The following is a 15,173-nucleotide window of genomic DNA, read 5'->3' as shown; positions in this document are numbered from 1 at the left end:
CCTTCAAAAGCACCCCCGAACCCCTGCCTCCCGCCGGCTGGGTGACGTGAATAAGGCATAGAAAAAGCGCGGGCCGCACGGGCCCGCGCTCTTGCACGGCTAATCGAGGTAGAGCGAGGCTAGTCCTCGTCGGGTTCGTAGATGCGGTCCCGGGGGATATCGGGCTGCGCAGCGGACCGGGAGCCGCGGGAACGCAGGTCCTTGACCTCGCGCATGCGCGGTTCCGGGTCGAGGCGGTTGGCCACGGCCTTGCGCGCAGACCGCAGGGCGGACTTGGTGGCGGGGGAATTGACGGCCTTCTGGTAGGCACCCTTGATCTGGTGATAACGCTTGCGGCCGGCCTTAGTGCCGAAGACGTACCCGGCTGCGGCGCCAACAACGAACTGAATCATGGGCGGTAAATTACTCCCTTGCGAAAATCGGCGATAGGTGTGGTGCTTTTTACGTTCCTAGCCTACCCATTTTCCCTTCCCGCCCGAACGGGGGTGGGGAGGGCGAAGTGTTTTCTTAGTCTTCCGTATATGCATTGAGCACTATATATTTAGGGTGTGGACATGGGAATGGTGCCGGCCGTGCCGGCGACAAATGAGGCCGCAGCAGGCGTGGCGTGGGCCGCTTTGCTGCTGGCGTGTTCACAGAATCAGCCTAACTAACCCCGCCGAGGGCAGGGCGGGGGCCCGCGTGGCGGGGGAGCGCGCGGGAAATTCACACCATTGCGGGTGCCGTAGCGGTAGCGGGATTGTTTGATCCTCGGTAATGTCCTTACAGGTAAACACACTCATTTTTGTATTCCTAAATTCGCTAAAGGAGCGTAATGCCTGCCCCGAAGATCATGACGGTCTACGGTACCCGCCCAGAAGCAATCAAGGTGGCGCCGGTCATCAAGGCCCTCGACCAGGATGATCGCTTTGAATCCGTGCCGGTATCCACCGGCCAGCACAAGGAAATGCTCGAGCAGGTCAACTCCATGTTCGGGATCTCCCCAGCTCACGATCTGGGCCTGATGAAGCCGGGGCAGGGCTTGAACGAATTGGTCTCCCGGGCGCTGGTGGGCCTGGACGAGGTGATCTCCAAGGAGAACCCGGACGCGATCATCTCCCAGGGGGATACCTCCACCGCGATGGCCGCGGCGCTGACCGGTTTCCACCGCGGCGTCAAGGTGATCCACCTGGAGGCCGGCCTGCGGACCGGCGATATCTCCTCCCCGTTCCCGGAGGAGGCCAACCGTCGGATCATCGGGCAGGTCGCGGCGCTGCACCTGGCGCCGACCGAGGGTGCGATGGAAAACCTGCGCAAGGAGAATTTCCGCAGCAAGGACATCGTGGTCACGGGCAACACCGTCATCGACGCGCTGCTCGAGGCCGCCGGCTGGGACACCGAGTTTGTCGATCCGGCGCTGCAGGCCGCCGCGGCCACCGATAAGCGCCTGGTCGTGGCGACCACCCACCGCCGGGAGAACCTGGACGCGATGAAGAATATCGGCGACGCGGTCGCGGACCTGGCGGGTGAATATCCAGACACTTACTTCGTCCTGCCGTTGCACCTGAACCCGAAGGTGCGCCAGGCGGTGCTGCCGGAGGTCGAAAATCTGGACAACGTCATCATCACGGACCCGCTCCCGTACGACCAGTTCACCCAGCTGCAGAACCGCGCGAGCATCATCCTGACCGACTCCGGCGGAGTCCAGGAGGAGGCCCCGGCGCTGGGCAAGCCCGTGCTGGTGATGCGCTCGAATACTGAGCGTCCCGAGGCCGTCGTGGCAGGCACCGTCAAGCTGGTCGGCACCGACCGCGACCTCATCACCGCGGAGGCGCGCCTCCTGCTCGAGGACGACGCCGCCTACGCCGCCATGGCGAATGCGGTCAACCCCTACGGCGACGGCCAGGGCGCGGCGCGCTCGGTCGCGGCCATCGCGAACCTGTTCGGCCTGGGCGAGCGCCTGCCGGACTTCGCGCCGTCCGCCGCGGACTAGGGTGCGGCCGCCCCGCGGCGGAATTCGCCCCCGCGTTCCGCCGGTTGGGGCGCGCGCGACCTTCTATACTGGGGAACATGCAACCCCATGAGCTTTCCCAGACGATCATCCTGCCGCAGACCAAGGTGGCATTCTTTATCAACCTCAAGGTGCCCGAAGGCCAGGAGCAGGCGGCTATCGATGCCCTGACCGGCCTGTCCGGCACCGTCGATGGCGTCAGCTTCCGCGATCCGCATTCGCACCTGAGCGCCGTGGTGGGTATTGGCTCCCAGCTGTGGGACCGGCTTTTCGACCCGTCGACCGCGCCGAAGCCGGAGGGGCTGCACGACTTCGTGCCGCTGGAGGGTGACAAGCACTCCGCGCCCTCGACGGGCGGGGACCTGTTCTTCCACATCCGCTCGGACGAATTCGACCGCGCCTTCGAGCTCACCCGCCGCATCAAGGGGCTTCTGGGCGACGAGGTGGAAACCCTCGACGAGGTGCACGCCTTCCGCTACATGGACTTCCGCGATCCGCTGGGCTTCGTGGACGGCACCGAGTCCCCGCAGGGACGCGCCGGCGCCGACGCCGCCCTGATTGCTGAGGGCCAGTGGGCCGGCGGCAGCTACATCGTGGAGCAGAAATACACCCACAACCTGAAGGACTGGGAGGAAATCGGCGTCGAAGAGCAGCAGCGCGTCATCGGCCGCACCAAGGCCGAGGACATCGAGTTCGACGACGCCGATAAGCCGCACAACAGCCACGTCTTCCTGAACTCTGTGGAGGACGCCGACGGCAACTCCCTGGAGATCGTCCGCGACAACCTGGCCTTCGGCAAGGGCACCGGCGAGCAGGGCACCTTCTTCATGAGCTACGCCAACGACGTTCGCGTGACCGAGCTGATGCTGCGCCGCATGTTCCTGGGCGAGCCCCGCGGCAACTACGACCGCATCCTCGACTTTTCCACCCCGCTGACGGGCGCGAACTTCTTCGCCCCGCCGCAGGAATTCGTCGACGCCGCCGACGAGTACGTCCGCCCCGGCCTCCTGCCGGACGATGATGCCCCGGCCGATCCCAGCCAGCCCGCCACGCAGCTGAGCGCCGCCAAGGGGCTTTTCCCGCAGGACTAGCGGCTTTTTGCGCCGCCCTGGGAGAACACCCCAGGGCGGATTTTGCTGGTGGTGGAGGTTGCCGAGTTTCAGGATCGGTAGAATACACAATTCGATCCGAACGGCTTCGGTAAACTGAACTCATGGATAGCTTGTCTCCCAAGAGCCCTCCTCAAGTCCATCTCCCCTTGTCTACAGAGGGGGTAGCGTACTTTGTGGATGAGGCTGGGAGTAAGGGCTCTCTTGGGAAACACTTTGTGACAGCAGCGGTAAGGACTACTGATCCGGATAAGCTCTCTAGAGCTATCAAAGCCTGTCGCGATAGAAATAGTTTTACGAAAGCCGAAGAAATCAAGTTTTCTAAGGTGACAAAGAGTTCCGAGCCAATACTTGCCGAACTATTTTCGGAAGCAGTGTCAGCAGGGTGCACCTTTGGAGCGTTTGTTTTAGATAAACGGCATTTTGACCCGTGGTCTAACAGGGATCAATGGCAGGGGCACCGCTTCGCCACCGACCGGTTGCTTCGAGGGCCCATAAACCGGCGCGAAGTGAGTGTGCTGATGGTAGATCACATTGATGTCCCAGAAAGGATTTCGTATGGTGATGAGCTTGCTGCCGGTTTAAATAAGAGATTTGGAAACAAGCGAGTGGTCACCGCAGTTAGTCTCGATTCTAGGACCTGCCCTCCACTGCAAATCGCCGATTTGTTGGCTAGCGCGGTATTTCACGCGAGAAAGAAAATTGAAGACATTGGGTTGGAGCATTTTCTCGACGACAAAACACCGAAGGCACGATTGGCGAAAGACATTGCGGCTGCACTAGGCGAAACGTGTTTCAACGATTGTCGAACCGACCTGCTGAAACTCCAAACAAGCCATGAGCTGTCCTTGACAGAACTTAGGGGTGGGGTATGATCCAATCAGGCGCTGAAGCCTTAGTCTCAGACTAGAAGCAAGCGCCCGATGGGCCGAGTCTCAGACTCATTACCCATGAAAAGCGGATCCCAAACCGCAATACTTACCGTACTTATCGCGACGCCCCACTTGAAAAAGTGGGGCGTTTGCTTCTTAACTACAAATTTGCTTTTCGGCTGTGCCATAACCCACTGAACTGGGATAATGCACACCTAGGGCCAGGGTAGTCTCCCAGGAATTAGACGTTGTAGTACAGCTCGAATTCCTTCGGGGACGGGCCCTGCCGCAGGGGCAGGATTTCGCGGTCGAACTTGAGCCGGGCGTAGGCCTCGAGGAAGTCCTCGGTCATGACGTCGCCGGCGGTGAGGAACTCGTGGTCGGCCTCGAGGGCCGCGAGCGAGGACTCCAGGGAGTGGGGGACCTGGGGGATGTCCTTGCGCTCTTGCGGGGAGAGCTCGTAGAGGTCCTTGTCCACCGGCTCGCCGGGCTCGATGCGGTTGAGGATGCCGTCGATGCCGGCCATCATCTGCGCGGTAAACGCCAGGTAGGGGTTGGCCGAAGGATCGGGGGCGCGGAACTCGATACGCTTGGCCTTCGGGTTTTCGCCGGTCAGGGGGATGCGGATGGCCGCGGAGCGGTTGGACTGGGAATAGGCCAGGTTGACCGGGGCTTCGAAGCCGGAGAACAAACGGCGGTAGGAATTGACCGTGGGGTTGGTCAGCGCGAGCACAGCCGGTGCGTGCTTGAGCAGCCCACCGATGTAGTAGCGGGCGATGTCGGACAGGCCGGCATACCCGGTCTCGTCGTAAAAGAGCGGCTTGCCGTCCTTCCACAGCGACTGGTGGGCATGCATGCCGGAGCCGCCATCGCCGGCCAAGGGCTTGGGCATGAAGGTGGCCGTCTGCCCGTGGCTTTCCGCGGTATTGCGCACCACGTACTTGAAGGCCTGCATGTCATCGCCGGCCCGGAGGAGGTTGGCGAAGCGATAGTTGACCTCCTGGATGCCGCCCGTGGCTACCTCGTGGTGGAAACGCTCGACGTCAAAGCCTATGAGCTCCAGGTTGTAGGCAATGTCGTCGCGCACCGGGATGGTCTTGTCGTAAGGCGCAACCGGGAAGTAGCCGTCGTTGATGCGGATCTGGTTACCGCGGTTCGGGCTGCCGTCCATCATGGTTTCCTCGCCCGAGCGCCACCAGCCCTCGTCCGAGTCGACCTGGTGGAAGGAGTGGTTCACGCCGGAGGAGTAGCGGACCGAGTCGAAGACGTAGAACTCCGCCTCCGCGCCGATGGAGCAGGTATCGGCGATGCCGGTCTCCTGCAGGTAGGCCTCCGCCTTCTGGGCGATGGAGCGCGGGTCGCGGGAGTAGGAGGCCTGGGAGAGTGGATCCCGGACGAAGAACTGCATGTTCAGCGTCTTGTGGGCGCGGAACGGGTCGAGGTACGCCGTGCCCGGATCGGGGATGAGCGTCATATCCGACTTATCGACGGTGGCGAAACCGGGGATGGAGGAGCCGTCGAAGGCGAAGCCCTCCCGGGCGGTCTCTTCCGTCAGCAGGCGGGCGGGCACGGTCAGGGCGTGCTCGGCGCCGAACACGTCGCTGAAGCGAATATCGAGGTAGCGGACCTGTTCCGCCTGGATGAAGTCGATGACATCGTGGACTGAGGAAGCTTGCAAGCTCACTGTAAAAAACACGCCTTAGGGTGTAGTTGGGGATGAGAAATAATGGGAAAGAGATGGGTGCTGGGCTGGCACCGGTGCTCTAGGACAGCGCCGGCACGTCCCAGAGGTTGAGCGGGGTGCCCAGGCCCTTGTCGCGGGCTTGGTCGAGGACGTCCGTGGCCCACGCGACGTCCTCGACGGGCATGCCGCCGATGGAGTAGAAGAAGATCTCCTCGTCGTTAGTGCGGCCGGGTGCCTGGCCGTCGGCGATGGCGCCGATATTGGCGATGTCGGACTCTTCCAGCTTGCCCTCCTGGACCATGTCCCACCAGCGGTTGCCGGGGATGCCGAGCAGACGCTCGTAGGTCACGTCGGGGCCGTTCTCGTTGAACCACTCGGCGTACAGGCCCTTGTAGTCCACGACGAGGCGGGCACCGCCGGAGGCCACGAAGTCGTCGTCGAAGCGGGCCGCGGCCGGGGCCAGCACCAGCGCGCCGGGCTTGAGCCAGTCCTTGTTGAAGTACGGGAAGCCCTGCGGGCCGTCCTGGGAGGTCGAGGTGCCCGCAATGAGGATATCGGAACCTTCCACCGCCTCCTGCTCGCTGTCGACGACGGTGAACTCAATATCTGGGTGCTGCTCGCGCAGGTAGTTCGCGGTGCGCTCGGTGGAGGCTGCCGTGCGCCCCTTGATCTTGACGCGCTTGATGGACGGGCGCTGGGTAATCGAGGAAGCCAGGATGGTCCGCGACATCACGCCCGGTCCGATGATGCCGACTTCCTCGGCGTTGTCCACGGCTAGGTGCTTCACGCCCACGGCCGGGACCGCGCCGGTGCGGTAGGCGGAGAGCAGATTCGCGGACATGATGGCCTTTGGCGCGCCCGTGACCGTGTCGTTGAGGACGAAGACGTGGATGGAGCGCGGCAGCCCGTGGTTACGGTTGTCCGCGTTGGAGCCGTACCACTTGACGCCAGTGTTGTTGAAACGGCCGCCGATATAGGCCGGCATAGCCATGAAGCGGCGGTCGGGGCCGTTGGCCGGCATCCCCTCGAACTCCGGGTCATCGGGGAAGTTGATCTGCGCGCCGTGGCTGTTGGCGGAGGCACCAGCCATGCGGTAGTCACCCTTGTCGAGCAGGATGAGGGTTTCTTCCATGGTTTCGACGCACTTGGCGGCATCCGTCACGCCGGCGTCGATCATGTCTTGTTCGGACAACCAGATGAGGTCTATTCGGGTATCAGGTTGTTCACTTGCTGTCATGGGCCTGCTTTCTGAGTTGAGCGCGCTTGCGGGCTCGCGGCGAAAAGCTTCCTTGGCTCACCCGCGAAGGCGCGACTGCGAAATCCAAGGTCGTACGGCCCAGTGTATAGAAGCCACACCCACGCCGTACCCACTTTGCGTTTTACCCCCACGCCGAAACCAGGCGAATATGTCTATTGCACTCTACGTTTGCCCACAAACACTTTCACAAACCCCTATGCTGCGACAATGCCCTATACCGGGGGTGATTACGGGGTAAACATGGATGCCTTGACTAGAAACCGTCAGCGGGGTTGTATTCCTGATTTCTGGCTTCGCGGGGGGATTAGTGCACAGCCGACCGCCTCATCCGAGCTGGGGAGCCTGCTGGCTTGCTGAGGAGGTCGCAAGCGGCCTAATTCGTGTAGGGGTCGTTGGCTCGGCAGAATTCTTCCGAGTTGGTGGAAATGCAGTTCATCCACCAACTTTGTATTTCGCCACTGGAGGGGTTCGGGTTGCCGTTCTCATCGTGGCCGTATCCGCAAATTGCCGCAGGGCATGTTCCCCCGTCTGCGTAGGGGATGGTCGCGGGATCGGGAAGTCCGGCGTTGGCCTCGGCCTCGCGATACTCTTCAGCGCCTTCTTGATTGGCGCAGAAGTCAGTAGGTTGAGTGGTTCCGTCCGACATCAGCGAAGGGCCCGGCGTTCCAGGGAGGCACTCTACAACGTAAGGCTCTTGCGGTTCCGTAGCTGAGGCTGCGGGATCTGGGGACTGTGCCGCAGGATCTTCGGAACTCTGTTCTTTACTGGTTACCTGTGAAGTGCTTGGCTTGGTGCTCTCGCTGGAGGTTGTGGACGCACTGCTAGTAGAGGAGGCAGAAGTGGGGTTTTCGGAAGGAGTGTTTTGCTCGCCTCCGCACGCGCTGACGAGAAGAACTGAGGCGAAAATTAGGGGAAGTGTGCGGCGCATGGTGGAGCCTTTCGGGGAGGGAGAGGGGAGACTTGCCTGCCTGGCCATCAGTCGTGGACGGTGTGGCTATCTCTACGTATACCTGACTCGCCGCGGGCTAGCGCTGTACTTAGGTAAAAGAAAAAGCCCGCTGTAAACAGCGGGCTTGTGTTGCTCCTCCAACTGGGCTCGAACCAGTGACCCTTCGATTAACAGTCGAATGCTCTGCCAACTGAGCTATGGAGGAATATCTATTCGCTGCAACGACTGCTCGCTGCAACGAGACATAACTATATTAGGAAACCTCCGAATAACACAAATCGCCAGGCAGGAGAGGTTATCTGGAATCGTATTGGCAGCGCGGAATGAGTGGGTTGTGGCAGGTAGATTAGAGGGGTGACTTCTCGGATATCTTTTCACCCGCACACGTGGACTAAGCGGTCCCTGGTGGTGCACACGGACCTGCCGGGGCCGCCGGAATGGGGCCCGGAGAAGCTGTGGCGCCGGCTTCCCGCGCGGGCGCAGCGGCCGGTCCGCGTGAGCTTCACGTTTAATCGTGATGTCGCGGTCACGGGTGACTGCTTGGCGTTGGCGCTATCGACGCTGACGGGAAAGAACTTCGAGCGCATCGATTTCGGCTTCGAGGTATCCGCCGGTGTGCGGGAGGCTATTGCGGAGTGGACGCAGGCGGAAGTCAACGCCGAAGGCGCACCCGGCGGGGCGGGTACCGCGCCGGGCGGGGTGACGGAAGCGATCGCGGGCAAGGCGGTGCTGAACTTTTCCGGCGGGTTTGACTCCCTGGCGGCGCGCTACCTGCTGCCGGAAGATCATGAGCTGGTCTCGTTGGATTTCGGCGGAAGGTTTAGCCGCGAGCGGGAGTTCTTTCAGCGCTTCGACCCGATCCGCGTGGAGACCAACGTCGTGCGCACCCCGCTGCGGGCGAACTCTTGGTCGTTTATCGGCCTGGGGACCCTGCTGACCGCGGTCACCACGCGCGCGGAGTACTGCTCTTTCGGTTCCATCCTGGAATCGACCCGGTTCAAGCGGGGCAGCGCCTATGAGAACAACTTCACGTTCCCGCCGTTTGCGGCAGCGGGGATGACGAACGCGGCGCCGACGCTGGGCCTGACCGAGGCCGGCACGGTCTTGGTGCTCGCCCACAACGCGCCCGAGCTGCTGGCAGATTCGCTGCAGTCGCTGGCGGGACCCCGCGAGGAAAAGCTGGTGCGCAAGCGGGCGCTGGTCGAGGCGGTGCTCGCAGCGGCGGGCACGCCGGTGCGCCTTCCGCGCATCGAGATGCCGCCGGAGCCCTATTTCACCTTCGGGGATAACTTCACCACGGACCTGACCGCGATGTACTTGAGTTGGCTGGGGCGCCCCGACCTAGCCCGGCAGTTGGTGCGTGGGTTCAGCCAGCAGATCGTGCGCGACGTGCGGGGCATGGATTTTGACTTCATGCGCAAGGCAGACGGGCGGATGTACCGCAACTACCCGGAGCCGCTGCGCGCCACGCTGACCGCGGGGCTGGACAAGGCCGGCATCGAGTACTACTCGGCCCAGGATGAGGAAGCCAACGCGGAGTTCCTGCGCTACTGGCAGGCCTTCAAGGCCAAACAGGCTGGCTAGGGCGTGATGCTGCCGCTGAACATGTCGTCGGCCAGCAGCTCGTCCCAGTGCCCGCCCAGGGAGACGGCGAATTCCAGGATGCCCTGGAGGAGATAGAACGGCGGTGGCGCGTGCCCCGGGCCCCAGTCGCCGACTAGGAAGCGGCGGCGCCCGGCGTGGTCGGCGGTAGCCTCCTTCCAGGGGCGGCAGTGCTGGGTCACGTGGAGCTCATCGTCGCTGCACTGCAGGTAGGCCACGTGGTTCGGAAAGGACTCGGCGTAGAGCGGGGTGACGTCAGTGACGGCGGGGATGTCCTCAATCGGCGCGCCCGCCCAGCTGCTGTCCAGGAAGGCCTTGACGTGACCGGGGTAGTAGCCGGCGATGGTGGTCTGCGGGTTCGCCACGATGGCTAGGGAGCCGGGGAAGCGGTGCGAGTAGTACAACGCGGCAAAGGCCCCGGCGGAGGAACCGTAGAAGATGAGGTGTTCTGCGTTGTCCAGCCCGTCCTGGATGTGGGTGAGGGCGCGGACCAGATCGTCCTGCAGAGGCAGGGACGGCGAACCGGTGAACCACCCGATGGCGGTGCTGCGCCCCAGCATCGGATCGGAGACGAAGACCAGATTGGCGTCCAGATTTTCGGTCAACTGCTGGCCCACAAACAGCGGCAGGCTGGTCGTCGCCGGGTCCGCGGCGGCGTGGAAGACCACGATGGTGGTGGCCGCCTGCCGGTCGACCACCATCAGTTCCAGCAGCGCGTCCTCGTAGCCGATGACCTGGATGCCGGGGGTGAGCTCGGCGTGGCAGAAATCGTCGAGGGACCGGTGGAGCACGGTATCCGCGCGGTAGCGCCGGTAGTTTCTGACGAAAGGCATGCGCACAAGTCTAGCGCTTTGCCTCGTTCACGTGTTCCACCCTGTGCACGCTCGCGAAAACGGGTGCAGTCTTAAACCACAACCCTGCAGAGGTCGGTGGGCTTCGTTTAAGATGTTCGCAGTTAACATTTTCCTGTGACGCTGTGTTTCAGCGTTTCCCCGAACCGAAAACGAGCCCAGCGATGAACCTTTCCGAACTACGGACCGCCTTGTGGCACCTGCGCAAGGGCGGTTTTCGGCAGCTGGGGAGGCACCTAGAGCACCGGGAGAACCTCCGGTTGAAGGCCTCGCAGGACGCGGCAGACAAGCAGCGGGTAGAGGAGATGAAGCGCGCGGAGCTGCGCGGCTTCGACCCGCTGGATTTTGGGGAGTTTCCGGAAAACACTTCCCGGCCCAAGCCTTTTGGCCACTACCGGGTGGGTGCCATCCTGGATGATTTCTCGCACCTTGCCTGGGGAGGGGAATTCGATCTAGTGCCGGTCTCCCCGGATAACTGGCGCGAGGAGATCGCAGGGGGCATCGATTTCCTGCTGGTTGAGTCCGCCTGGCAGGGAAACTCCGGGGCGTGGCGCTATCAGGTCGTCGGCAGCAACGCCCCCTCGGACAGCCTGCGCGAGTTGGTCGCGCACTGCCGGAGCACCGGCATCCCCACGGTGTTCTGGAACAAGGAGGACCCGGCCCACTTCGAGGATTTCCTCGCTTCCGCGGGGCTCTTTGAGGTCGTCGCTACTACCGATGCCGCCTGCGCGCCCCGCTACCAGGAGGCGCTGCCGGGCAGCCGCGTGGTGGTCGCTCCCTTCGCCGCCCAGCCGCGGGTGCACAACCCCATTCGCACTGGAGTCAGCGGGCGCTACCAGCGCGGGGACCTCTGCTTTGCGGGAACCTATTTCCGCCACAAATTCCCGGACCGCGCCCGGCAGATGGATTTCATCCTGCGCGCCGGGCTGCTAGCTAGCGACAACCTGCATTCGGCGCTGACCATCTATTCGCGCAACCAGGAAGTGGACGAAAAATACACCTTCCCGGAGCCATTCGGCGAGTGGGTCGTAGGCGCGTTGCCCTATGGCCGGATGCTCAGCGCGTACCGCGGCTACAAGGTCTTCCTCAACGTCAACACCATCACCGATAGCCCGACCATGTTTTCCCGCCGCGTGATTGAGCTGCTCGCCGCCGGCACCGCGGTGGCAACCACACCGGCAGAGGGGATATCCCGCCTGTTCGGCCCCGGCGAGGTCTTGAGCATCGACGGCCCCGTGGCACAGCCCGTCGAGGACGCGGAGGAAGCTATCGATGCGGCTGCGGCGAGCATCGAGGCCCTGGTGCGCTCCCCGCTCGCGCGGGACCGGATGGTGCATAAGGCCCAGCGGATCATCTGGGAGGGGCACACCTATACCCACCGCGCCGAGCAGATCGTCCAAGCTGCGGGCCTGCCTGCGGACAACGAATGGACCGGCCGGCCGAAGGTCACGGTCATCATGGCTACCAACCGGCCGGAGCGCGTGGCAGAGGCCTTGGACCAGATCGTGGGCCAGCGCGAGGTCGAGCTAGAAGTCCTGGTGGGCCTTCACGGGATTGCCGCCCCGGAGCAGGTCCCGGATGGGGTGCGCCTGCGCAAGTTTCCCGCGGAGGCGAGCCTGGGCGAGGTCCTCAACGGGCTGGTGGGCGAGGCCAGCGGTGACTACGTGGCCAAGATGGACGATGACGACTGCTACGGGCCGGACTACCTGCGCGACCAGGTCAACGCCCTGCGCTATTCCGGGGCCGACGTCGTGGGCAAGCAGGCGTCCTACCTGTACCTGGCCGACACCAACGAGCTCGTACTGCGCAAACCGTGGCGCGAGCACCTGTGGACCGACCTGGTCCTGGGCGCGACGCTGACCGGCAGGAGGGAGACATTTGTGGAGCATCCCTTCCGGGAGCTCGGCAGGGGCGAGGACACCCAGTTCCTGCGCGACGTGGCCGCCGCGGGCGGGAAGATTTATTCGGCCGACCGTTTCAACTACATCCAGGTCCGCGCCGCCGCCGGGCACACCTGGGACGTGGAGGCCTCGGCGCTGAAGCGCAACGGGATCGTGGAAAGCTACGGGCTCAACCGGGACCACGTCTTCGTGGGCCGGGAAGCAGACGAGGACTAGGGCAGGGGAGAGCACAACATGTTTTTCATCGGACGCACGCGGTACAGCTTGTTCAACCCGACCTCGACGTCGTGGCGGCTGACCCAGCAGGACGGCGCTGCGACCGCGGGCGCTAAAGCTAACGCGAAAACCGCGAAGAGCGTGGAGAATTACAAGAAAGAGCTCTACGCCCCGGCCCGCTTAGACCTGCGGGAGGAAATCTTCATCCAGCACACGCTGCCGGCCTTGGCCGCGGCCGCGCGGGATTTCGACGTGGTGCACGTGGTCTCCTATTCGGAGTCGCTGCCGGAAAAGTACCAGCGCAGCCTGGCCGAGGCGGCGCAGCGCTACGATTTTCTGCACCTCGACAAGCGGCCCGACGGCAAGGCCGGGACCCCGTTGGCGGATATCGCGCGCGAGCACGTGGCCGCGGGCGAGGCCTTCGGCCAGTACCGGCTTGACGATGACGACGTGCTGAGCACCGAGTACTTCGCCACCATGGCGCGCTACGTGCGACCCGAATACTGCGGGATGGCCGTTAGCCTGCCGCTCGGGGTGGAGGGCATCCTCCACCGGGGTCGCGTGACGAACCTGCGGCAGGCGCATTTCCCCATGAATTCCATGGGGCTGATGTACGTCTGCCAGTTCACCGAGGACGGGAAGTTGCAATCGCCCCGGCCGGCCCCGCACAACATGGTGGACCGGAAAAGCCCGGTCATCCTGGACTCGCGCAAGCTGGGGTATTTCCGCTTCAACCACTTGTCCCAGGACAACGTCTTGCGTGCCAAGGACGGACCCTCCATGTCGGGCCTGGTCAAGGCGATGTCCAAGTACCCGCGCTTCGAGGACGGCGAATCCCTGGGGCGCCTGTTTCCTACGGTAGCCCCGCTGGTCGTGGACGAGAGCACTGCCTCTGCCTTGCCCCGCCCCACCCTGGTCTGGACAGCGGTCCGGCTAGCGATGCCCCGTCCGCTGCAATCCTTCCGCCTGGAGCTTGATCATATTTTCGCGCCGACCGCCCGGCCCCACCAAGGGCTGGTCACCTTGGACATCCAGACCGCCGACGGGCGCCCGGTCCCCGGCGGTACCTCGCTGCCGGGCGTGCCGAAGTCCGCGCAAGCGGAGGTGGGCTACTACAAATACCTAGATTCCCGTCCGGGCAGCGGGTCCAGCACGGTGGAGGTTTTCCTCCCGGATGGCTACCGCGTGGTGGGGATGGGGGTGCGCCGTTTCGGCAAATCCCTCCCGTTTTTCCTTCGGAGTGCCGAATTGAGCTTTCCGAGCGAGCAATCGGAAGTAAGGTAGGGAAAGTGGTTACTAAAAAATCTAGATAATCTTTGTGTGATGCTGAGCCACCGGCCCAGTACTTGAGAAAGCCAGACATCCGTCCGTGAGAGAAAGCACCTAGTTTGCCGTGAAGATCCTTGTCCTTTCCCAGTACTGGTATCCGGAAAACGGGGTGCCGCAGCGGCGGTGGGCGTGGCTTTCGCGGATCCTCATTCGCAACGGGCACCAGGTCACCGTCATCGCGCCGCCCCCGCACTACCAGCGCAAGATCTCTCTCCGGCAATGGCTGGACCAGCGCAGTTTCCGCTCCGCGCGGCAAGCCGAGGAAGGCCCCGCAGGGGAGCGGGTCATCCGCTCGGGGTTCTTCCCCGCCGGCCGTTCGCTGACGCAGCGGATTTTTAACCAGGCATCGGTAGCCGCCTCGATGGTGCTGATGCACCTGAACCCCTCGCACCAGGTCCGCAAGCTGCGGCCGGACTTGGTCATCGGTACCGTGCCGGCCCTGCCGACCTCGGCGGTGACCCGGCTGGTCGCGGGCATCCACCGGGTGCCCTACGTCATCGACCTGCGCGACGCCTGGCCGGATCTGCTGCGCGAGAGCCGCGACTGGAATTCCGGGACCGGCCGAAGGACCCTGCGCGAGAAGATCTTGAGCCGCGGGCCGCTCCAAGTGCTGACCAAGGCCACCGAGAAAACCATGTACTCGGCGCTGCGCAAGGCCGCCGGCGTCATTACCACCACCCAGCGGGAGAGCGACTACCTGGCCAACTACTTCGCCCGGACCATGCCGGGGCCCAAGCCGGAGCTGACCACCATCCGCAACGTCTTCGCGCCCCGCTCGGACTATGACCGGCAGGTCAGCACACCGCGTGAAGGCGGCCTGAACGTCCTGTACGCCGGCACGCTGGGGCGGGCCCAGAAGCTGGAAAACGCGCTGGAGGCCGCCAAGATCGCCCGGGACAAGGGCCTGGACGTGCACCTGCGGATGATCGGCGACGGCGCTACCTGGTTCGCCCTGAATGAGCGCGCGGAAGAATTGGGCCTCGATGTCGAGTTCCACCACCGGCTGCCGGCCGACCAACTGCGGGAATACTACGAGTGGGCGGATACCGCCCTGGTGCACCTGACCGATTGGGACGCCCTGGAGCGCGCTATCCCGTCCAAGACCTACGAGCTCATGCAGTTAGGTATCCACATCAGCGCGGCCGTAGCCGGGGAGGCCGCGTCGCTTATCCACCAGCTGCGCGCCGGCCACGTGGTGGAGCCGGAAAACCCGGAGGCCCTAGCGGAGCTGTGGATTAGCCTCGCTAAGAACCCGGAGATGCTCCAGGTCGGGGAGACCGGCAGGAAGTGGGTGGAGCACCAGCGCGACGAGGTGGTGCCGGCCAACCTGCTCGACATCCTCGCCCGGATTGAGCGCAACAACGCCCACCTGCAGCGCAACCGGCAGAACGCGACCAGGTAGGCGGCACATT

General features: G+C 63.6%; 11 protein-coding genes and 1 tRNA gene. 7 read left to right on the top strand and 5 right to left on the bottom strand.

The genetic code is table 11. The features are described 5' to 3' along the window. Positions 1-119 precede the first annotated feature (119 nt). The gene (locus tag VVS03_RS02795) at positions 120-392 is read right to left on the bottom strand and encodes a hypothetical protein (protein WP_368520264.1); all 273 of its coding nucleotides are present in this window, start codon (positions 390-392) and stop codon (positions 120-122) included. A 422-nt stretch (positions 393-814) separates the two neighbouring features. On the opposite strand from VVS03_RS02795, the gene wecB reads away from it, so the two are divergent. From wecB to VVS03_RS02780, 3 genes are all read left to right on the top strand, one after another. Further along, positions 815-1,972, top strand: coding sequence for a non-hydrolyzing UDP-N-acetylglucosamine 2-epimerase (gene wecB, locus VVS03_RS02790; RefSeq protein WP_368534589.1), 1,158 nt, complete (start codon positions 815-817; stop codon positions 1,970-1,972). A gap of 77 nt (positions 1,973-2,049) precedes the next feature. After that, a complete protein-coding gene (locus tag VVS03_RS02785; protein ID WP_368534588.1) occupies positions 2,050-3,081 on the top strand; it encodes a Dyp-type peroxidase in 1,032 nt (343 codons plus the stop codon). Positions 3,082-3,203: 122 nt separating this feature from the next. Beyond that, entirely contained in the window at positions 3,204-3,974 is a 771-nt protein-coding gene (locus tag VVS03_RS02780; protein ID WP_368534587.1) for a DUF3800 domain-containing protein, read from the top strand. Between the two features lie 238 nt (positions 3,975-4,212). Here VVS03_RS02780 and glnA read toward each other — a convergent pair whose 3' ends face one another. The 3 genes from glnA to VVS03_RS02765 all read right to left on the bottom strand — a co-directional run bounded on the left by glnA (position 4,213) and on the right by VVS03_RS02765 (position 8,067). Then, complete coding sequence (gene glnA / locus VVS03_RS02775; RefSeq protein WP_409338341.1) at positions 4,213-5,655, bottom strand: type I glutamate--ammonia ligase; 1,443 nt, start codon at positions 5,653-5,655, stop codon at positions 4,213-4,215. 79 nt (positions 5,656-5,734) lie between these two features. Further along, positions 5,735-6,892 carry a tyramine oxidase subunit B gene (locus tag VVS03_RS02770; RefSeq protein WP_368520260.1) on the bottom strand — a complete coding sequence of 386 codons (1,158 nt, stop codon included), beginning with the start codon at positions 6,890-6,892 and terminating at the stop codon, positions 5,735-5,737. Between the two features lie 1,102 nt (positions 6,893-7,994). Next, a tRNA-Asn gene (locus VVS03_RS02765) sits at positions 7,995-8,067 on the bottom strand. Positions 8,068-8,216: 149 nt separating this feature from the next. Here VVS03_RS02765 and VVS03_RS02760 point away from each other — a divergent pair. Next, positions 8,217-9,446, top strand: a complete 1,230-nt coding sequence (locus tag VVS03_RS02760; RefSeq protein ID WP_368534586.1) for a hypothetical protein — start codon at positions 8,217-8,219, stop codon at positions 9,444-9,446. On the opposite strand, the gene VVS03_RS02755 is transcribed toward VVS03_RS02760, so the two are convergent. Next, the gene (locus VVS03_RS02755; protein ID WP_368534585.1) at positions 9,443-10,297 is read right to left on the bottom strand and encodes a hypothetical protein; all 855 of its coding nucleotides are present in this window, start codon (positions 10,295-10,297) and stop codon (positions 9,443-9,445) included. The genes VVS03_RS02760 and VVS03_RS02755 overlap by 4 nt on opposite strands. A gap of 182 nt (positions 10,298-10,479) precedes the next feature. Here VVS03_RS02755 and VVS03_RS02750 point away from each other — a divergent pair, with 182 nt between their 5' ends. The 3 genes from VVS03_RS02750 to VVS03_RS02740 all read left to right on the top strand — a co-directional run bounded on the left by VVS03_RS02750 (position 10,480) and on the right by VVS03_RS02740 (position 15,163). Continuing rightward, entirely contained in the window at positions 10,480-12,432 is a 1,953-nt protein-coding gene (locus VVS03_RS02750) for a glycosyltransferase (protein ID WP_368534584.1), read from the top strand. Positions 12,433-12,450: 18 nt separating this feature from the next. Next, positions 12,451-13,716, top strand: a complete 1,266-nt coding sequence (locus VVS03_RS02745) for a glycosyltransferase (protein ID WP_368534583.1) — start codon at positions 12,451-12,453, stop codon at positions 13,714-13,716. Positions 13,717-13,825: 109 nt separating this feature from the next. Further along, a complete protein-coding gene (locus VVS03_RS02740; RefSeq protein ID WP_368534582.1) occupies positions 13,826-15,163 on the top strand; it encodes a glycosyltransferase family 4 protein in 1,338 nt (445 codons plus the stop codon). Positions 15,164-15,173 lie beyond the last annotated feature (10 nt).

This window comes from Corynebacterium sp. LK2537 (assembly GCF_040946485.1).
Classification (GTDB): Bacteria; Actinomycetota; Actinomycetes; order Mycobacteriales; family Mycobacteriaceae; genus Corynebacterium.
The sequence above is the reverse complement of the archived record's forward strand: the minus strand, read 5'-3'. Positions and strand labels throughout refer to the sequence as shown.